Source organism: Salinicola sp. DM10 (assembly GCF_017306975.2).
GTDB lineage: Bacteria > Pseudomonadota > Gammaproteobacteria > Pseudomonadales > Halomonadaceae > Salinicola.
Genome location: NZ_JAFLEN020000002.1, coordinates 156,662 through 174,410, shown reverse-complemented (window position 1 = coordinate 174,410; position 17,749 = coordinate 156,662). Strand labels below are relative to the sequence as shown.

Here is a 17,749-nt window from a genome sequence, read left to right as displayed (position 1 = left end):
ATAGAGTCGGACAACAGATTCGGAACGTCCGAGGTGTGCCATGTCACGCACGATACAATTTCAACGATTCGGCGGTGCCGAGGTCCTCGAAATCATCGATTCCCCTGAGCGGGAACCCGCTGCCGGGGAAGTCGCGATCGCCACCGAGGCGATCGGGGTCAACTGGCACGATGTGCTCTGGCGGCGCAATATGGGGCCGACCCGCGCCACCCTGCCCGCGGGTCTGGGTACCGAGATGGCCGGGCGCGTGGTCGCCGTCGGGCCCGACGTCGAGGCCTTCCGCCCCGGCGACCGGGTCGCGTCGATCCCCGCCTTCGACCCCAACCGCTACTCAACCTACGCCGAACACACCCTGCTCCCGGTGGAGGCGCTGATCGCCTACCCGAGCCAGCTCTCGGCGCTCGAGGCGAGCGTGCACTATCTGCCCTCTCTGGTCAGTTGGCTCGGCTTCCGCGAGGTCGCCGCGTTGGAACCCGGCGAGACCGTGCTGATCACCGGCGCCTGCCATATCGGTGGCCCCTACGCGGTACAGGTGGCCCACGCCCTGGGCGCCCGGGTGATCGCGGCGACGCCCCACGAAGGCGCCATCGACTATCTGAAGTCGCTGGGCGCCGACGCGGTGGTGCATACCGAGACCCAGGACCTGGTAAAGAAGGTGACCAAGCTCACCGACGGCAAGGGCGTCGACGTCGCCCTGGATGCCCTCGGTGGCCCCCAGTTCAACCTGCTGGGCGAGGTGATGGCGCCGCGCGGACGGCTGATCCTGTATGGTCTGCTCGGCGGCAACGAGACCTCGTTCCCGGCGCAGGCGGCGTTCCGCAAGAACATCCAGTTCCACGTCCACAGCCTTTCCAACTTCAGCGGCAAGCCGGAGCTGGGCATTCCCCAGAACCGCCCGGCGCTGGCGCGGGCGATCGCCGACGTCGAGCGCATGACCCTGGCCGGCGAGCTGCGCCCGCAGATCGACCACTGCTTCGATTTCGGCGAGGTGATCGAAGCGCATCGCTATCTGGAAACCTGCGCCAATCACCATGGGCGCATCGTGCTCGAGGTGACGCGGAGCTGACCGCCATCGCGGTGGCGGCGGCCGGGGGCTGCGAATTGACGCCGCCGCGGGATTGACGACAATGGCGCGCCTGGACCCTGCCGGCCTTGTGCCCGGGTCGTATCGTCACCGCTGATGGGGAAACGCCCGCATGCTCGCTCAACTCTTCGCCGTGATGGCGCCGGTGCTGGCCGGCGCGAGCATCGGCTTCGGCTGGATTCGACTCGGCTACAGCTACCCCACCGAGTTCGTGACCAAGCTGGTGTTCAACGTCGGCACCCCGGCGCTGGTGCTCGCCTCGCTGGCCAATGCCGATGTCGACCCGGGCGACTTCGGCATGACCCTGCTGGCGACCCTGCTGGTGCTCGCCGGGCTGGCGCTGGCGAGCCTGGGCGTGGCGCGGCTGCTGAACAAGTCGTGGCGGGTGATTCTCTCGCCCATGATGTACCCCAACACCGGCAACATGGGGCTGCCGGTATCGCTCTACGCTTTCGGCCATGCCGGCTTCACCTACGCCATGACCGCCTGGGTCGCCAATGCGCTGATCCAGTTCACCGTCGGCATGATGATGGCGTCACGGGGCAACCCGTGGAAGGCGCTGCTGAAAAATCCCACGCTCTACAGCATCGCCCTCTCCCTGCTGTTTCTGCTCAGCGGCACTCCGCTGCCGGCCTGGCTCGGCAACACCGTGCATCTGCTCTCCGGGCTGACAATTCCGCTGATGCTGATCACCCTGGGGGTTTCGCTGGCCAGCATCCAGGCGCGCAACCTCTCCTCCGGGTTGATCTTCACCCTGTGCCGGGTGCCCATCGCTCTGGGGCTCTCCTTCGGCATTGCCGCCCTGCTCGGCCTGCCGCCGCTCGCCGCCAGCGCCCTGGCGCTGCAGATGAGCATGCCGGTGGCGGTCTACAACTATCTGTTCGCCCAGCGCGCCCGGCGCGAGCCGGAGTATGTCGCCAGCCTGGTGTTCTGCTCGACGCTGCTGGCGTTCGTTTATTTGCCGCTGGAGCTGGCGTTCCTATTGCCGAGCTAAGGAATCACTGCATAAATGCCTGCACGGACTCGGCGTCCCCAGCGCATGGCTGCGTTACGCGGTACTGGAACGCCAGCCCGGTCGAAAGCTCGCCTAACCCCATGTTATGTCTCGCTCTCTACGTTCCGGGCGCCTTGCCCTTCATCTCGTTCGGCGATTTATTCAGCGTTTCCCTAAGCTCGCAGGCACCTTGCAAAGGCCCACTCAACGACTATATTACAGTACGTAATCTGGCGGTTTTTCAAAGCATTACCGCAGGTTGCCAAGGATATTGGTTCGTCAATGGAGCCTTCAGGCAAGGAGACGAAGATGCAAAAACTGTCATGGAAGCAGACTCTGGGTGCCGCCGCGCTGGTCGCCGGCTCCGCCGCCATGTCCCAGGCCGCCCTGGCCCAGGACACCGCCAAGCATGACCTGCAGGGCCTCTACTCCGCCGGGGAGCTGATGGACGCCGACGTCTATCTGAAGAGTGCACCCAAGGACGACATCGGCGATGTCGAAGACATCCTGCTGGGCGAAGACATGAGCGTGCAGGCGCTGGTGATCGAAGCCGGTGGCGTGCTCGACATGGGCGATCGGGAATTTGTGGTCCAGAAGGGTGACTTCACCGTCGAAACGGTTCACGCCGACAATCTCGACGACATCGAGTACCGCGTGGTGCTGGATCTCGACCAGGGTGCCCTGAAGCAGCAGCCCGAGTACACCAACGACTGGTGGCAGCAGGCCAAGACCAATGCCGCGCAGGCTTGGGAGCAGACCAAGCAGGGCGCCTCCAGCGCCTGGCAGAGCACCAAGGAGGCCACCTCCAACCTGCTGCGTGATGCCAGCAACGCCATCGACGGCAACAACTGAGCCGTCGTCGCAGCCCATGAGGTGCGATGACATGAGATGACCTCATGGGTTGCCGAAACCAGACCGCCGATTCTGTGATCGGCGGTTTTTTTATGTCCTTCACGGAAGTCCCGGTACGCCGCTGAACCCCAGCCTGCCGGAATCCCACAACGCCAAGCCCCAAAACAGAGCGCCCCGCCCCGGGGAATCCGAGGCGGGGCGCTTCAGGCGCTGGTGAGCGTCGCTTACTGCTTCTTCTGCACCATGCCCTGCACCCGCTGCATCAGCTGCGGGTCCTGCTGGATGGCTTGCCCGATGGCGTTGAACTGCTCGACGCTCATCTCGTTGTCCTTCACGGCCTCGACCATCTCGTCGTTGGCCTGCTGGCGAATTTTCTGCTGCTGGCCTTCGTCGGAGGCATTTTGCAGCTGCTCGGTGTAGTCCTGCGAGATCGAGGCGATCTGCTGCGAGGCATCAGCGAAGTGCTGCAGCTGCTCGTCGGAGAAGTTTTTCGCCGGCGCCTGGGTCTTGGCGGCGCTGTCGGCGGTGTCCTGGGCCATGACCGGGGCGCTGGCCAGACCGGTGGTCATCATGGCTGCCGCGAGAAACGCAGTGATCCGTTGCATTCAATCCTCCAGAAGTCGATTTGCTGCATGTGCCTAATTGGGATGTCACACATGGCCGAGAGTTCCCGTAAGAAGTGTTTCTCTCGGCAATGAAATGTGTCCTGCGCCTCCGATAGGCCGAGAAAACGCTGCGGCCATCGGCCAGCAGCCTCGCTCATGCCGGCGGCGGCAGACACCCTTCTCAGGATAGCCACTCGACGAGGGCGTGGATACCGTCGCGGACCCGGGCCAGCGCCGCCACCTGCAGCGGCGCTTCGAGCCGCGCCGGGTCCTGACCCAGGAGCTGCTCGCCGTCGAAGTCGACATAGGCCAGCCTGGCAGTCAGCTGCGTGGGCGCACAGCCGAAGGCCGACCCGGGCAGCAGCGCCACGCCGGTCTCCTCGAGCAGGCGGGCGGTGAGCTCGGCGCTGGTATGGATGCCACGTGCCGCAAGCCGTTCACGCTGCGCCTCGAAATCGGGGAACAGATAGAAGCCGCCGTCCGGAGCGTGGACGCGAATGCCCGCGGCATTGAGTTCGCCACTGCACCACTGGCCGATCAGCGAAAGCCAGGCGCGCTGGCGCTGAAGATAGGCGTCCAGCTGCGGCGTGTGACGATAGGCGACGCAGGCCGCTTCCTGCACCGGGCTGGCCACGCTCGACCAGGTCTCGGAGGCGATGCCCAGCAGTCGCGCCATCAGCTCCTCGCCCAGCGCCGGCGGCACCTGCATCACGCCGAGGCGCCAGCCACCGGCGCCACACCACTTGGAGAGACCGCTGGTGGTCACCGTGGCCTCGGGGTAGTCGCGCGCGAACGCCCGATGGGCGCCCTGGTGGTGCAGCGGGGCATAGATCTCGTCGGCCAGCACGATGATGCCGTGGCGTCGCGCCACCTCAGCCAGCGCAGCCTGATGCTCGGCATCCGGCGACAGCCCGGTGGGGTTGCCCGGGGCGTTGAGGATCAGCAGGCGGGTACGCGGGCCGCCGGCGCGGCAGTGAGCGTCGAGCTGCTGCGGCGAGATCTGCCAGCGCGAGGCGAAGCTCGCCTCCAGCTTGACCGCGGGCTGCCCCGCCAGGCGCGCCTGTGGCGCATAGGAGACCCAGGCCGGCGCCGGAATCAGGATCTCGGCCGCTGGCAGCGCCTTGATCAGGGCGAACAGCAGTAGCTTGCTGCCGGGGCCGATCAGCACCCGCTCCGCCAGCCACTCGGTGGCGTCGAGCTCGCGATGGAACGCCGCCACCTGCTCACGCAGCGCCGCCAGCCCCTGTACCGGCAGATAGGCCTTGCTGGCGGCATGAGTGGAGAGCGCCTCCACCGCCGCCCCAAAGACCGGGAACGGTGACTGACCGAAACCGAACTTGACGATCCGCTGCCCCTGCGACTCGCGCAGGCGTGACTGTTCGTTGATCAGTAGCGTGTCCGATGCCGGCGTGGCGTTGGCGTCTTGCCGGTAGGCGGCGGCCAGATGCTCGGCGGCGAGCCCGGGAGAAGCGGTCATGCGCGGGTTGCTCCTAGATAGGTGGGTGTAACGGGGTCGGGGGCAACGGGGGCGAATGCAGCCCCAGGGATGCCAGGTAAGGGATGCCAGGTAGCTGCTGCGTGCGACGGTGCGTGGTGGTGGCCGAAAGCCCGACGGCGGCCCCGGCTCACTCCACCTGCCAGCGCGCGATCATGGCCTCGCGACGTCGGATCGAGGCCACCGCATCAGCGCCCATGTCATGCGCCATGCGCGCCAGCAGCGTTTCGATGATGACGAACAGACTGCCCATGGGGTTGAAGAAGAACGGCCCCTGGGACTGGGCTACCAGGGTCAGCCAGGCCATCTCGGCCACGCGTGATGCCGGATGGTTGGTCAACGCCAGCAGCCGCGCCCCCTGCTCCTGCGCCTGCTGGCAGTAATCCACGCTGACCCGGGTCTCGGGGCGGTAGGCGATGCCGACCACCAGATCGCCCTCGCCGAGCTCCCGCGAAAGCTCCAGATTGGTGCCGCCGAGGGAGTCGATCAGGCGCACGTCGCCGCGCAGATAGCCGAGGTAGTAGGCGAGATAGTGGGCCCCGGCGAAGCAGGCACGCTGCCCGACCACATGGATACGCCGCGCCTCGATCAGTGCCTGTACGGCTCGCGCCAGCTGCTTCTCGTTCAGGTGCTCCTGAGTCCGCGCCAGATTGCTCGACTCCTCGTCCCACAGTTGCTGCTGCTGCGGACCACGAGCCTCGCTCGCGGCGCTGTGGCTGAGATCGAGCAGGCGCTCGGCACGGGTGGAGTAAAAGGCACCGCTGGCGGCATCGGCGCGAAACAGCGCCTGCAGCGCCTTGAAGCCACCGAGCGCCAGGGCGTGGGCCAGACGGGTCAGGCTGGAGGCGTTGACCCCGTTGCGCTCGGCCAGCGCCGAGATACTCAAGCTGGCGGCCGACTCGGGGTCGCCCAGCAGTTGCTCCAGCAGCTTGAGCGCGCCGGGCGTGAGCTTGGGGGCCTGAGCCTCGCCGCGGCGTGCGGCGATCGCCAGCGCCTGGAGCGCGGCTATGGAGCTGGGGGGCATCTCGAAAGCGGTGGTGGCGGTCATGACCGTCCTCCCTGTGATGAAGTGACGCTAACTCCTGATTTCCATTTTTGCAAATTTATTTGCACATCTTCCCCGGCGCTGGGCGCTCCCCGCCGTGACGGAGACACGTTAGGCTGTATCACAGCACACCATCGTCGGACCGCGAATGCACGCCCGGGCTCTACACACATGGTCCAGGTCGGTGATTCGCGCCACCCGAACTTGATCGAGTCTCGAGCCCGCGGGTGAACGCGACGGCTCACCCAGGAGAGATATCGCCATGAAAGTCTGGAAGATCGCTACCCTCGCGCTGGCCGCGGCCACGCTCATCGGCAACGCCCAGGCGCAGAGCGCGCAAGGTGCCGACCCGGCCAACCCACTGATCACAGACCGCTGGCAGTTTCGGCCGCTGATCGTGGTCACCCCCGATGCCCAGGCGCCCGCCTACCGTGACCTGCGCCGCCAGCTGGCGGCGAGTCAGGCGCAGTTCGACGAACGCGAGATGCTGCTCTACACGGTGGAGGGCGACCAGGGGACACGCCACGGCGTGGCGATGACGCCTTATGAGACCCGGGCGCTGATCGAGGCGCTCGGGGTCGACCCGAGCCGCGGCGTGACCACCATCCTGGTGGGCAAGGATGGCGGCAAGAAAGTGGAGCTGCGGGGCGAGGTCGATCTCCAGCAGATCTACGACACCATCGATCGCATGCCGATGCGCCGCGCAAAGGGCTGAGGCGTGAAAGCGGCGCGCCGGCCATGGCCGGCGCACTGTCGCTTGCTGGGAATCACTGCTCGCGACAAATCACTGCCCGCGAAGGATCACTGCCAGCGGGCGAGCTGGGCCAGATAGTCGCGTCGCGCCCGCTGCGGCGTGACCGCCGCGAAGCGTATGCCCTCCCCCGGCTGGCACTGGGCCAGCCGCGCGCAGGCGAGTGGCGACAACGCGCCCAGCCGGGGGTAGCCGCCCACCGTCTGACGGTCGTTGAGCAGCACGATCGGCTGCCCGTCGGGCGGTACCTGGACCGCCCCCAGAGGGATGCCCTCCGAGATCATCCCCCCCAGCCGGCAGCGCAGCACCGGCCCGGTGAGTCTCACCCCCATGCGATCGGCGCGACTGTCGATCTGCCATGTCCGATTGAAGGCCTCGAACAGGCTGGCGCCGTCGAAATGCGCGATCTGGGCGCCGGTGACCAGCGCCAGCGGCACGTCGGAGGCGGCCGGGTCCGGCGGCGTGTCGAGCCGGCGCGGCTGGCACTCGGCTTGGCGGGCGACGACTCGGTCGCCCTTGGCCAGCGCCCGGCCCTGGCCGTCGAGACCGCCCAACTGTTCGCGCATCACGCTGGCGAGGCTGCCCATCACCGGCGCGGCGGCGATGCCGCCGGGCAGTGCCAGATATGCCCGCAGGCCGTGGACGGGCCGTTCGAACACCAGCCGCTGGCCGGGCTCGATGACGAAAACGGTGTAGGGCGCGATCGGGGTATCGTCGAGCCGCGCGCCCAGGTCCGCCCCCGCCAGGGCCAGCGTCAGCCGCGACTGGGCTTCCAGCGTCAGCCCGCCGACGGCGATCTCCAGACCCGCGGCGGCGGGTACATTGCCGAGCAGCCAGTTGGCCCAGCCCAACGATACCCAGTCGAGCGCGCCGCCCTGGGTCACGCCCAGATGGCGCACGCCGAAACGCCCGTGGTCCTGCACCAGCGCCTGGGGGCCGGCTTCGGCCACTACCAGCGCACCGCCCTTCGCTTCCCGCGCCATGTGCGCTCCTGTCTGCTGCCCGGCGGTCGGCTGTGCACTCGTCTGCCGACCGGCGGTGTTGTGCGACCCGGCCATCAGCGCTCCTCCATCGGCGTGACGTCGCCGCCCTGATCGATGAAGGTGGCGCGATCGATCGCTTCGAAACGCACCCGGTCGCCGGGTTGGAACAGGCTGATTTCCTCGCGCTCACGGTCGAACAGCTTGACCGCGGTACGCCCCAGGATGTTCCAGCCCCCCGGCGAGCGCATCGGGTAGATCGCGGTCTGGCGCTCGGCGATACCGACGCTGCCCGCCGGCACGCGCTGGCGCGGCGTCTCGAGCCGCGGCGTGGCCAGCGACTCCTCGACCAGCCCCATGAAGGCGTAGCCCGGCGCGAAGCCCAGAGCGAAGGCGCAGTAGTCCCGCGCACAGTGGCGACGCACCACCTCCTGCGGGGAGATGTCGAGCCGCGCGGCGATGGTCTCGAGTTCCGGGCCGACGCTGGGGTCGTACCACACCGGAATCACGTGCTCGCGTGCTGTGCTCGCCGCCGCCGGGGCGAGACCGTCGAGGGCCGAAAGCGCCAGCTCACGCGCCTCGGCGTGGGTGAGCCGAGCGACGTCGTAGTGGATCAGCAGCGTGGTATAGGAGGGCACCAGATCGATCAGCGCGGCCCCGAAACGCTCGCGCAGGGCGCTGTCGGCGGCCAGGGTCCAGGGCATGTTGGCTTCGTCGATGCGCGAGAACAGACGCACCATCAGCGCGTCCATGGCGACGGTCTCGAGGCGCGGCGTGGGTGCCTGGCTCATGCGTCCTCCAGCGCCTGGAACGCCTCGCGGATCGCCTTGACCGCGGCCACCGACTCGGCGTTGTCGCCATGCACGCAGAGGGTATCCGCGGCCAGGGTCAGGGCGCTGCCATCGCTGGCGGTGAGCGCCTCGCCCCGGGCCAGAGTCACCGCCTGGGCGACGATGGTCTCACGCGCATGGTGGACCGCCCCGGGCTGGCGCCGCGAGACCAGATGGCCATCGGCGTCGTAGGCACGGTCGGCGAAGGTCTCGAACCACAGCGTCACGCCCATCTCTGCCGCCAGCGCCCGCGCTGGAGCGGGGTCGGCGGTGGACATCACCAGCAGCGGCAGCTCGCAGTCGTAGCGCACGATGGCACGCATCGCCGCGCGCAGCAGCTCGGGGTCGCGGGCCATGTCGTTGTAGAGCGCACCGTGCGGCTTGACGTAGCTGACCCGCCCGCCCTCGGCCCGGCACAGCCCTTCCAGGGCGCCGATCTGATAGAGCATCAGGTTCTCCACCTCCGCCGCCGAGCAGGCCAGCGAGCGGCGGCCGAAGCCGACCAGATCGGGATAGCCGGGATGCGCGCCGATACGCACGTCATGGGCGATCGCCAGCGCCACCGTGCGGCGCATGACGTCGGGGTCGGAGGCGTGGAAGCCGCAGGCGATATTGGCACAGTCGACGTAGGGCATCGCCTGTTCGTCGAGCCCCAGGGACCAGTTGCCGAAGCTCTCGCCCATGTCGCAATTGAGCAGGGGGACGCGCATCGAATCACCTCTTGGCTGTCGTCATGACTCGCTGTCGTGACTTGTTGTTATGGATTGTCGTTATGGCTTGTCGTTATGGCTTGTCGTTGAGGCTAGCGGTGATGACTTTGCGTTATCACGCTGGGTGGTGCTGCCTGATGGCACTGTAAGAAAGCGCTGACGTCAGGGTCCAATCGTTTTTCGCGATGCGCAGTATCGGCGCAACCTTTCATGCCCGGGCCTATCGGGTGGTTGACGCGCCGATACCTCTCTCGGTTGACGCCTGCGCCCCGCCGCCCAAGAATCGATCACCTTTTGTGTCTGTTCGAGGGCCCTGCATGTTCGATTTCAAGGAGCTGGAAGCCTTCGTCTGGGTGGTCAGACTGGGCTCCTTTCGCAAGGTCGCCACGCGCCTGCATCTGACCCAACCTTCCATCTCCGACCGCATCACGCGGCTGGAAGCCTCGGTGGGCGAGTCGCTCCTCGACCGTTCGGCGCGGCCGGTGCAGCCGACCCTGCGCGGGCGCGAGTTCTACGCCCATGCCGAGCGCCTGCTGGAGAGCCGCGAGGAGGCGCTGCGCCTGTTCCAGAACCAGGAAGACTTCTCCGGTACGCTGCGCCTGGGAGTGATCGAGACCATCGCTCACAGCTGGTTCAACGCCTTCCTCAATCGTCTGGCCGAGCGCCACCCGCAGTTGACCATCGAGCTGACCGTGGACATCTCGCCGTACCTGCAGCAGCGCCTGGCCGACAACGATCTCGACATGATCTTCGCCATGGATGGGGTGGCCCCCAACCTGGCGGTGGAGCAGCTGCCGCTGGCGACCTACGAGATGGGCCTGTTCGTGGCGCCGCAGCACCGCGCCGCACTGGAGGGCGGTGGCAACGCGGCGCTGTCGCGCTTTCCTTTCGTGTCGTTCAGCAAGCTCGCCCGCCCCTACGGCGAGCTGGTGACCTATCTCGCCGAACAGGGCATCGAGGACCCCAAGATCCACTGCTCGACCACGCTGATGACCATCGTGCGCATGAGCGTCGACGGTGTCGGCATCGGCTCGCTACCGGTCACCACCGTGGCCGACGCCTGCGCGCGTGGCGAACTGCTGCGGCTGGACCTGCCGAGCCCGCTGCCGGCGATGGTCTACGACGCCATCTGGCGCACCAGCAACTACCCCAGCTTCTGCCGTCGGGTATCGCAGCTGGCCCAGGCCTGCGCCGCCGACTACTTCCGGGCGGATGCCGAGCAGCCCCAGACGCCGCTGCCGAGGGTGAAAGTCTGGACCGATACTGCGGATAAGAATTAACGATTTGACGCCATCGGCGGCCTGCTTGAAGAATGATTCGGATGTCGTTCATTCAATAATAATCAGGACTGCACCATGCCCAATCGCGTCTTTTCCCTCTGCATGCTGGCCACCGCCGGCGCCCTGAGCCTGTCGACGCCGGCCTTCGCCGAGCAGTGGAACCTCGCCACGCCGTACGGCGATGCCAGCTTCCATACCCAGAACACCAAGGCGTTCGCCGAGGATGTCGCCGCCGCCACCGACGGCAAACTGACCATCAATGTCCACAGTGGCGGCTCGCTGATCAGCCATGCCGAGATCAAGCCGTCGGTGCGCCGCGGCACGGTACAGGCAGGTGAGGTGTTCCTCTCCATTCTCTCCAACGAGTCGCCGATCTACGAGGTCGATACCCTGCCCGGCCTCGCCACCAGCTATCAGGACGCCTTCGACCTGTGGCAGGCGTCCAAGCCGATCATCACCGAGCTGTTCGCCAAGGAGGGGCTGATGCCGCTCTACGCGGTGCCGTGGCCGGCCCAGGGGATCTATACCGACTTCACCCTGACCGACGCCTCGCAGTTCCAGGGCCTGCGCGTGCGCGCGCCCAACATCAACACCCAGCGCTTCGTCGAGAACCTGGGCGGCATCCCCACCCAGACCGAGGAGGCGGACATCCCCACCGCCTTCAGCACCGGCCGCGTCGACGCCATGATCACCTCGGTCTCCACCGGCAACTCGATGTCGGCGTGGGACTACGTCTCGAACTACAACGACGCCAAGCTGTGGCTGCCCAAGAACATCGTGTTCGTCAACAAGCGCGCCTTCGACCGCCTCGACGCGGATACCCGCCAGGCCGTGCTCGACGCCGCCGCCAAGGCCGAGCAGCGCGGCTGGATGATGAGCAAGGCGGATGCCGCCAAGAGCGCCAAGGCGCTGGAGGCCCACGGCATCACCATCAGCCAGCCCAGTGACAAGCTCCAGCAGGAGCTCAAGGCCGCCGGTCAGCAGCTGTTCGAGGATTGGCAGGCCCGCGCCGGCGATCAGGCCAAGGAGCTGGTGACACGCTACCGCGAGCGCCAGGCCCAGCAGTCCCAGTAAGCCCCCTCAGGACCCATCTCCCGATGGGTCCTTGTTATCACCCCACTGCTTGAGCTAGCGCGATGACGTTCCGACTCGACCCGCTCTACCGCCTCGGCGCCTGGGGCGCCGCCGCCTGCATGATCTCGATCTGTGCTCTGGTGACCCTGCAGGTGCTGCTGCGCTGCCTGGATGCCCTGCTCAACGCCGTGGGCGCCAGCCGCCTGGGCCTGGAGATCAGCGGCGTCTCCGAGATCGCCGCCTATCTGCTGGTCGGCGCGACCTTCCTGAGCCTGGCCTACACCTTCACTCATCACGCGCACATTCGCGTCACCCTGCTGATCGGGCGCCTGCCGCCGGCGCTGCGGGTGTGGTTCGAGGCGGCCTGCCTGGCCATCTCGCTGGCGCTGAGCGGCCTGCTGGTATGGCAACTGATCGGCCTGGTCCGGGAGAGCCTCGACTACGGCGATGTCTCCTCGGGGCTGATGGCGATCCCGCTATGGATTCCGCAGAGCGTGCTGGTGAGCGGCATCGTGCTGCTGTGCCTGGCGCTGGCCGAAGCGCTGCTGGCGACCCTGCGTCAGGCCGTCACCGCCCCGGCGGCCTATGTGGCACCGGGCGACGACGCCCACGGCGGAGAGTGACACGCGATGCCATTGCTGACTCCCGCCACCGCTTCGTTCGCTGACTTCGAGGGCCTCGCATGCTGACGCTCAGCCTCGCCACACTGTTCACCCTGGCCCTGCTGCTCGGCGGCGGCGTCTGGATCGCCTTTGCCCTGCTCGGTACCGGCTGGCTGGCACTGACCGGCTTCTCCAGCTTCGAGGTCGGGCCGATTCTCGCTTCGGATTTCTGGGGCGCCAGCTACGGCTGGGATCTGACCGCGCTGCCGATGTTCGTATGGATGGGCGAGATCCTGTTCCGCTCGGGACTCGCCGACAACATGTTCCGCGCGCTGTCGCCCTGGCTCAACCGGCTGCCGGGCCGGCTCTTGCACGCCAATATCATCGGCAGCGGCCTGTTCGCCGCGGTATGCGGCTCCTCCGCCGCGACCTGCGCCACGGTCGGCAAGATGACCCTGCCGGAGCTCGAGCGCCGCGGCTACAGCGACACCCTGGCAGTGGGCACGCTCGCCAGCGCCTCGACGCTGGGCCTGCTGATCCCACCCTCGATCATGATGATCGTCTACGGCGTGGTCACCGAGCAGTCGATCTCGCGGCTGTTCATGGCCGGTATCGGCCCGGGGCTACTGCTGCTGGCGCTGTTCATGCTCTATCTGGTGGTGTGGTCGCTCAGCGCCGGTCGCCGCGGCGGTGCCGGCCACGCCGAGCCATCGATGCCGCTGGGCGAGAAGCTGCGCAACAGCTGGCGCCTGCTGCCGCTGCTGGCGCTGATCGGCGGTATTCTCGGCAGCATCTACGGCGGCGTCGCCTCGCCCACCGAGGCCGCGGCGGTGGGCGTGGTGCTGTCGATGCTGATCGCGCGGCTCAACGGCCACTTCGACCGGCGGATCTTCCTCGACTCGATGTTCGCCGGGCTGCGCACCTCGTGCATGATCGCCTTCATCATCGCCGGCGCCTCGTTCCTCTCCTCGGCGATGAGCTTCACCCAGCTGCCTACCCAGCTGGCCACCGCCATCGCCGACATGGGGCTCTCGCCCAACCTGCTGCTGGTGGTGCTGACGCTGTTCCTGCTGGTGCTGGGCTGCTTTCTCGACGGTATCTCGCTGATCCTGCTGGTGACCGCGATCATCATGCCGCTGATCAATGCCGCCGGCATCGACCCGATCTGGTTCGGCATCTATCTGGTGATCGTGGTGGAGATCTCGCAGATCACGCCGCCGGTGGGCTTCAATCTATTCGTGATCCAGGGGTTGACCGGCAAGAACATTTTCACCATCGCCAAGGCGACGCTGCCGTTCTTCCTGCTGATGCTGCTGGCGATTCTGCTGCTGCGGCTGTTCCCGGAGATCGTGCTCTACCTGCCCCAGGCGATGAATCGTTGACCCCCTCGGCACGGTAGCCATCGAGCAGCCGTGACGCAAAACGCCCCCTGCGGCCTAGCCGCAGGGGGCGTCTTTATCTTGCGTCCGGCGACAGCCTGTCGCCGCCCCGCCGGGCGAGCTACTCGATGAAATCCTCGATCGAATGGCGATACCCCAGCATCAGGGCATCGGCGACATGGCGGAAGGGGCTGACATCGACATCCGACTGGCCGCGGCCGATCAGTCCGGCGAAGCGCTCGTAGAGCCCGGCGTATTCGGCATCCGGACCCTCTTCGAGTAGCTCACCGTCGACTCGCATGCGACTGCCGCCGGCCTCGAGGGTGAGGCGGCCGTCATCGGTCTCAACGTGGATCTCCCAGATCGGCGGCGTGCCGACCTGGCGGAAATCGAACTCGGCGTGAATCGGCACCTTGAGCCCGTCGACGAAATCGAGCGAGGCGGCGATGGGGGTCTGGCAGTTGCCCGGCACCTGCAGCTGGGCATCGATCAGATGGAACGGCCGCGGCAGAATGGCGGTGGCGATCGACAGCGCATTGATGCCGGGGTCGAACACGCCCATGCCGCCCGGCTGCCAGATCCACGCCTGCCCGGGATGCCACTCGCGCACGTCCTCCTTCCACTCGATATCGACCCGCTGGATCTTGCGCGTCGACAGCCAGCGCCGCGCCGGCGCCACGCAGTGAGCGTGGCGCGAGTGCCAGCTGGCGAACAGGGTGACGCCGCTGCGTGCAGCGTCTTCGCGCAGCGTCTCGATCTCGGCCAGGGTCGCCCCCGGCGGCTTCTCGAGCATCACATGCTTGCCGTGGGACATCGCCAGCCGCGCCTGGGCGGTGCGCACGCCGGCCGGGGTACAGAGAGCGACGGCGTCGACCGTCGGCCCCTCCTTGAGCAGCGCCTCCAGCGTCTCGAAATGCGCGACCCCGGGCACGGCGGCGTTGCGGCTGGCGACCGCACTCAGCCGATAGGCGGAGTTGGCGTCGATGGCGGGGTGATGCTGATCGCGGGCGATCTTGCCGTACCCGACGATGGCGAGACGAATGGTATCCATGGGGTGAAACTCTCCCGCTGACGTGATGCGTGGACGATACCCAGCGCGCGCCCGACGCCGGCGCGCGACTCTTCCGGACCCGAGCTGGCCCGGACGCTATCTGACATGCCAGTGGCCACGCGTCACCTTCGCAACGGCCCGGCGCTGCCGATCATGACATCCTCGGCCACCCGCTCCAATCACCTCTTGGTTGAGAGCTTTCGGCCGGGAGCTTTTGATCGAGAGCTTTCGCTTGCGGCCCTGGCAGCAGCAAAGCCAAACGATCGTCGCGCTGCCGGTGGCTCACTCGATTCGCTGCAGAAAGGCAGTGCCGCCGAGATTGCGCATCTGGCGCTGAATCCAGGCCGCGCGCTGGAGCACATAGGGCGAGGGCCGTGAGGCACTCCAGCCGCGCGGGTTGGGCAGAATCGCCGCCAGCCGGCTGGCCTGGGTGACACTCAGATTGGCCGCGGAGGTGCCGAAATAGTGCTCGGCGGCGGCTTGCAGGCCGAACACCCCGGTGTCCCATTCGGCGATATTGAGATAGACCTCGAGAATGCGCTGCTTGGGCCACAGCGCCTCGAGCAGCAGCGTGAACCACGCTTCCAGCCCCTTGCGCACCCAACTACGCCCGGTCCACAGGAACAGGTTGCGTGCGGTCTGCTGGCTGATGGTGCTGGCACCGCGCAGATCGCCACCATCCGACCACGAGGTGAGCGCGCGGCGTATCTGGTCGGTATCGAAGCCCCAGTGATCGGGAAAGCGCTGATCCTCCCCTGCCATCACCGCCAGTTTGGCGTTGTCGGAGAGCCGCGCCCAGGGTGTCCACTGCTGCTGGATCTCGAGATTGTCGCCGTGCAGCCAGGACCCTACCTTGCGCTCGACCATCACCATCGAGCCGAATACCGGCACGAAGCGGAACACCAGGACGAAGAACACCGACAGGCCGACGAAAGCGGCAATGGCGATCAAGAAGTAGCGCAACAGCTTGCGGGGCCAGCCTGTCTGCATGCGTGTGGCTCACGTCGGTCAAAGGCGCACAGTATAGCAACGTGTGGCTAGCGCAGGGGATGGCGGCGCCTTATCGTGGGATCGGCCCCCGCCAAGAGGAGTAGCCGCATGTCGATCGACGCCTTCATCCGTCGCCTCGAGCGCCTGGACGCCGAGCCCGACGCTCCGCTCGCCGAGCGCCGCGCGGCCTACGAGCGTCTGCACCGCGAACGGCGGCCGCCCGACCCGGCGGGCCTGCGGGTCGAGGATACGCGAATTGTGGGGGTGGACGTGCGCCGCTTCACGCCCCGCGGCGCGCAGAGCGGCTGTGTCGTTTATCTGCATGGCGGCGGCTGGAACCTGGGGTCGGCGGCGAGCCACCACGGCATCACCGCCGATCTGGCCGCGCGTCTCGGCCGCGAGGTGGTGAGCGTGGATTATCGCCGCGTGCCCGAGGTGAGTTATGCCGAGGCACTGGGCGACTGCGTGGCAGTGACCGATACCTGTACGCCGCTGGCAGTGGTCGGCGACAGCGCCGGCGGGCGCCTGGCGATCGATGTTGCCCACCGCGGCTGGCAGGGGGTACTGGGGCTGATCTATCCGGTGGTGGGTGCGCCCACCGCAGAGACGCTGGGCGACGACGCCCCGCTGCTGTCGCGCGCGGATATCCTGGCGCTATGGCAGAGCGTGGCCGCCGCGGTGCCGGCGATCCCCGCCGAATGCGCGCCGACGCCCGTCATCGAGGTGCTGGCGGTGGCACGCGACCCGCTCACCCGCCCGCTGGAAGCGGCGGTCGCGGCGTGGCGCCAGGCCGGCGCCGAGGTGGGCTATCGCTGCGCACCCGGCATGGTCCACTCGGCGCTGCACGGTCACGCCGAGCTGCCGGCGATGCGCGCGGCCTGGCAGGCGTTCTGCCAGGCGCTGGCCGCACGCCTCAGCTGAACGCGCATGCCGATCCGTGGAAGAACGCCACTCAGTTCGCGAACTCAGCCCTGACCGCGTTGATCGCCGGCTTGCCGTTCTTGGCTGTGACGCCCTCGAGCCATTTGGCCACGGTCGCCTCATGGCTCTGGATCCATTCGCTGGCCACCTCGTCCGCGGGGCGCTCTTCGTGGCTGTACTGGTAGACCCAGTCGTTCTGGTCGGCGATGTCGACCCGGTACTGGGAGAAGAAGCGATAGAGATTGGCATCCTGCTGCTCGAGACCGCCCGGGACCAGGGTCCACACCGTGCTGACGATATCGGCGACACCGCTGTCGTCGGCATCCTTCAGGTAGTAGAGGTCGTAGTTGACGTTCATCCAGTGCGGCTCCCAGCCGACGAACGTCACCCACTCGTGGTCGGCGATCTTCTGCCCGGCATAGGCCAGCATCGCCGCGGTGGAACTCTCCTGCAGCTGCCAGTCGCCGAGCCCGGCCTTGTCCTCGGCGATCGCCTTCAAGATGGCGTCGTTGATGCCGGTCCCCGCTTCGATGCCCTGGATCTTGCCACCGAAGCGCTCGCGGTAGCGGTCGAGATCGGCCACGCTGTCGACCCCTGCCTCGTGCACGTAGGCAGGCACCACCAGCCCCGAGTTGGCATTGCTGATATTGGCCGCGGCGTGGGCCAGACGCCCCGACTCGAGCAGCGGCTCGGTCATCTCCTGCTGCACCGGATACCAGTTGCCCAGGTAGGCGTCCAGCTGACCGTTGGCCAATCCGTTGAGGATCACTCCCACCGCCAGCTCCTTCTGCTCGGTGCGGTAGCCCATGGCGTCGAGCAGCTGAGCGGCGATCTCGGTCTTGACCGTGACCCCGGGCCAGGGCGAGACACCGAAACGCACCTGATCGAGATCGGCATGTGCCGGGCCGGCGGCGAGCAGGCCGAGCGTGGTGAGCGTCAGGCAGTAGTGCGGCAGCGTGAGTCTTCGCATGCGGGCGTTCCTCGGTGTTGTTGTCGGATACCCGCCTACTGTGACGCAATCGAGCGTTACGACTTGACGCCAAGCGACACGGGGTAAGCGCTAACGGACACAGGACGCGCGGTCGAGCGCCTCGACGACGATGGCC

Annotated in this window: 18 protein-coding genes; 9 read left to right on the top strand and 9 right to left on the bottom strand. The window is 67.3% G+C overall.

Translation table 11 applies throughout. The annotated features are described in order from the left end of the window. The first annotated feature begins 40 nt into the window (after positions 1–40). The 3 genes from J0A90_RS09575 to J0A90_RS09565 all read left to right on the top strand — a co-directional run bounded on the left by J0A90_RS09575 (position 41) and on the right by J0A90_RS09565 (position 2,930). Complete coding sequence (locus tag J0A90_RS09575; protein ID WP_207035100.1) at positions 41–1,066, top strand: zinc-dependent alcohol dehydrogenase family protein; 1,026 nt, start codon at positions 41–43, stop codon at positions 1,064–1,066. A gap of 130 nt (positions 1,067–1,196) precedes the next feature. After that, positions 1,197–2,078 (top strand): AEC family transporter, encoded by an 882-nt coding sequence (locus J0A90_RS09570; RefSeq protein ID WP_207035102.1) that lies wholly within the window; start codon positions 1,197–1,199, stop codon positions 2,076–2,078. 309 nt (positions 2,079–2,387) lie between these two features. Then, positions 2,388–2,930 carry a PRC-barrel domain containing protein gene (locus J0A90_RS09565; protein WP_207035104.1) on the top strand — a complete coding sequence of 181 codons (543 nt, stop codon included), beginning with the start codon at positions 2,388–2,390 and terminating at the stop codon, positions 2,928–2,930. A 224-nt stretch (positions 2,931–3,154) separates the two neighbouring features. Here the strand turns inward: J0A90_RS09565 and J0A90_RS09560 are convergent, their stop codons facing one another. The 3 genes from J0A90_RS09560 to J0A90_RS09550 all read right to left on the bottom strand — a co-directional run bounded on the left by J0A90_RS09560 (position 3,155) and on the right by J0A90_RS09550 (position 6,078). Next, positions 3,155–3,535, bottom strand: coding sequence for a DUF4168 domain-containing protein (locus J0A90_RS09560; RefSeq protein ID WP_207035106.1), 381 nt, complete (start codon positions 3,533–3,535; stop codon positions 3,155–3,157). A gap of 181 nt (positions 3,536–3,716) precedes the next feature. Then, positions 3,717–5,012: a pyridoxal phosphate-dependent aminotransferase gene (locus tag J0A90_RS09555; protein ID WP_207035108.1), complete on the bottom strand. Its 1,296-nt coding sequence runs from the start codon at positions 5,010–5,012 to the stop codon at positions 3,717–3,719. Positions 5,013–5,160: 148 nt separating this feature from the next. After that, the gene (locus J0A90_RS09550) at positions 5,161–6,078 is read right to left on the bottom strand and encodes a MurR/RpiR family transcriptional regulator (protein WP_207035109.1); all 918 of its coding nucleotides are present in this window, start codon (positions 6,076–6,078) and stop codon (positions 5,161–5,163) included. Positions 6,079–6,337: 259 nt separating this feature from the next. On the opposite strand from J0A90_RS09550, the gene J0A90_RS09545 reads away from it, so the two are divergent. Then, positions 6,338–6,790, top strand: a complete 453-nt coding sequence (locus J0A90_RS09545) for a DUF4174 domain-containing protein (RefSeq protein WP_207035111.1) — start codon at positions 6,338–6,340, stop codon at positions 6,788–6,790. Between the two features lie 86 nt (positions 6,791–6,876). On the opposite strand, the gene J0A90_RS09540 is transcribed toward J0A90_RS09545, so the two are convergent. From J0A90_RS09540 to J0A90_RS09530, 3 genes are all read right to left on the bottom strand, one after another. Beyond that, positions 6,877–7,809, bottom strand: coding sequence for a biotin-dependent carboxyltransferase family protein (locus J0A90_RS09540; RefSeq protein ID WP_207035113.1), 933 nt, complete (start codon positions 7,807–7,809; stop codon positions 6,877–6,879). A gap of 74 nt (positions 7,810–7,883) precedes the next feature. Continuing rightward, positions 7,884–8,597 carry an allophanate hydrolase subunit 1 gene (locus tag J0A90_RS09535; RefSeq protein WP_207035115.1) on the bottom strand — a complete coding sequence of 238 codons (714 nt, stop codon included), beginning with the start codon at positions 8,595–8,597 and terminating at the stop codon, positions 7,884–7,886. Next, entirely contained in the window at positions 8,594–9,346 is a 753-nt protein-coding gene (locus J0A90_RS09530) for a 5-oxoprolinase subunit PxpA (protein ID WP_207035116.1), read from the bottom strand. The genes J0A90_RS09535 and J0A90_RS09530 overlap by 4 nt, the downstream gene beginning before the upstream one ends. A 317-nt stretch (positions 9,347–9,663) precedes the next feature. Between J0A90_RS09530 and J0A90_RS09525 the strand changes: the two genes are divergently transcribed. The 4 genes from J0A90_RS09525 to J0A90_RS09510 all read left to right on the top strand — a co-directional run bounded on the left by J0A90_RS09525 (position 9,664) and on the right by J0A90_RS09510 (position 13,684). Beyond that, entirely contained in the window at positions 9,664–10,626 is a 963-nt protein-coding gene (locus J0A90_RS09525; RefSeq protein ID WP_207035118.1) for a LysR family transcriptional regulator, read from the top strand. A 75-nt stretch (positions 10,627–10,701) separates the two neighbouring features. Continuing rightward, positions 10,702–11,700 carry a TRAP transporter substrate-binding protein gene (locus J0A90_RS09520; protein ID WP_207035119.1) on the top strand — a complete coding sequence of 333 codons (999 nt, stop codon included), beginning with the start codon at positions 10,702–10,704 and terminating at the stop codon, positions 11,698–11,700. Between the two features lie 62 nt (positions 11,701–11,762). Next, positions 11,763–12,323, top strand: a complete 561-nt coding sequence (locus tag J0A90_RS09515; RefSeq protein WP_207035121.1) for a TRAP transporter small permease — start codon at positions 11,763–11,765, stop codon at positions 12,321–12,323. A 59-nt stretch (positions 12,324–12,382) separates the two neighbouring features. After that, the gene (locus J0A90_RS09510; RefSeq protein WP_207035123.1) at positions 12,383–13,684 is read left to right on the top strand and encodes a TRAP transporter large permease; all 1,302 of its coding nucleotides are present in this window, start codon (positions 12,383–12,385) and stop codon (positions 13,682–13,684) included. Positions 13,685–13,802: 118 nt separating this feature from the next. Here J0A90_RS09510 and J0A90_RS09505 read toward each other — a convergent pair whose 3' ends face one another. After that, positions 13,803–14,732, bottom strand: coding sequence for a Gfo/Idh/MocA family protein (locus J0A90_RS09505; protein WP_207035125.1), 930 nt, complete (start codon positions 14,730–14,732; stop codon positions 13,803–13,805). A 282-nt stretch (positions 14,733–15,014) separates the two neighbouring features. Next, positions 15,015–15,722 (bottom strand): monofunctional biosynthetic peptidoglycan transglycosylase, encoded by a 708-nt coding sequence (mtgA, locus tag J0A90_RS09500; RefSeq protein WP_207035127.1) that lies wholly within the window; start codon positions 15,720–15,722, stop codon positions 15,015–15,017. A 108-nt stretch (positions 15,723–15,830) separates the two neighbouring features. Here mtgA and J0A90_RS09495 point away from each other — a divergent pair, with 108 nt between their 5' ends. Continuing rightward, the gene (locus J0A90_RS09495; protein ID WP_207035129.1) at positions 15,831–16,643 is read left to right on the top strand and encodes an alpha/beta hydrolase fold domain-containing protein; all 813 of its coding nucleotides are present in this window, start codon (positions 15,831–15,833) and stop codon (positions 16,641–16,643) included. A gap of 31 nt (positions 16,644–16,674) precedes the next feature. Here J0A90_RS09495 and J0A90_RS09490 read toward each other — a convergent pair whose 3' ends face one another. After that, on the bottom strand, positions 16,675–17,613 hold the full coding sequence (locus J0A90_RS09490) for an ABC transporter substrate-binding protein (RefSeq protein WP_207035131.1): 939 nt from the start codon (positions 17,611–17,613) through the stop codon (positions 16,675–16,677). Positions 17,614–17,749 lie beyond the last annotated feature (136 nt).

Bases quoted from the DNA above. Each gene is read 5' to 3' on its own strand.
- J0A90_RS09575 (WP_207035100.1), top strand. From the start codon at position 41: ATGTCACGCACGATACAATTTCAACGATTCGGCGGTGCCGAGGTCCTC.
- J0A90_RS09570 (WP_207035102.1), top strand. From the start codon at position 1,197: ATGCTCGCTCAACTCTTCGCCGTGATGGCGCCGGTGCTGGCCGGCGCG.
- J0A90_RS09565 (WP_207035104.1), top strand. From the start codon at position 2,388: ATGCAAAAACTGTCATGGAAGCAGACTCTGGGTGCCGCCGCGCTGGTC.
- J0A90_RS09560 (WP_207035106.1), bottom strand. From the start codon at position 3,535: ATGCAACGGATCACTGCGTTTCTCGCGGCAGCCATGATGACCACCGGT.
- J0A90_RS09555 (WP_207035108.1), bottom strand. From the start codon at position 5,012: ATGACCGCTTCTCCCGGGCTCGCCGCCGAGCATCTGGCCGCCGCCTAC.
- J0A90_RS09550 (WP_207035109.1), bottom strand. From the start codon at position 6,078: ATGACCGCCACCACCGCTTTCGAGATGCCCCCCAGCTCCATAGCCGCG.
- J0A90_RS09545 (WP_207035111.1), top strand. From the start codon at position 6,338: ATGAAAGTCTGGAAGATCGCTACCCTCGCGCTGGCCGCGGCCACGCTC.
- J0A90_RS09540 (WP_207035113.1), bottom strand. From the start codon at position 7,809: ATGGCGCGGGAAGCGAAGGGCGGTGCGCTGGTAGTGGCCGAAGCCGGC.
- J0A90_RS09535 (WP_207035115.1), bottom strand. From the start codon at position 8,597: ATGAGCCAGGCACCCACGCCGCGCCTCGAGACCGTCGCCATGGACGCG.
- J0A90_RS09530 (WP_207035116.1), bottom strand. From the start codon at position 9,346: ATGCGCGTCCCCCTGCTCAATTGCGACATGGGCGAGAGCTTCGGCAAC.
- J0A90_RS09525 (WP_207035118.1), top strand. From the start codon at position 9,664: ATGTTCGATTTCAAGGAGCTGGAAGCCTTCGTCTGGGTGGTCAGACTG.
- J0A90_RS09520 (WP_207035119.1), top strand. From the start codon at position 10,702: ATGCCCAATCGCGTCTTTTCCCTCTGCATGCTGGCCACCGCCGGCGCC.
- J0A90_RS09515 (WP_207035121.1), top strand. From the start codon at position 11,763: ATGACGTTCCGACTCGACCCGCTCTACCGCCTCGGCGCCTGGGGCGCC.
- J0A90_RS09510 (WP_207035123.1), top strand. From the start codon at position 12,383: ATGCTGACGCTCAGCCTCGCCACACTGTTCACCCTGGCCCTGCTGCTC.
- J0A90_RS09505 (WP_207035125.1), bottom strand. From the start codon at position 14,732: ATGGATACCATTCGTCTCGCCATCGTCGGGTACGGCAAGATCGCCCGC.
- mtgA (WP_207035127.1), bottom strand. From the start codon at position 15,722: ATGCAGACAGGCTGGCCCCGCAAGCTGTTGCGCTACTTCTTGATCGCC.
- J0A90_RS09495 (WP_207035129.1), top strand. From the start codon at position 15,831: ATGTCGATCGACGCCTTCATCCGTCGCCTCGAGCGCCTGGACGCCGAG.
- J0A90_RS09490 (WP_207035131.1), bottom strand. From the start codon at position 17,613: ATGCGAAGACTCACGCTGCCGCACTACTGCCTGACGCTCACCACGCTC.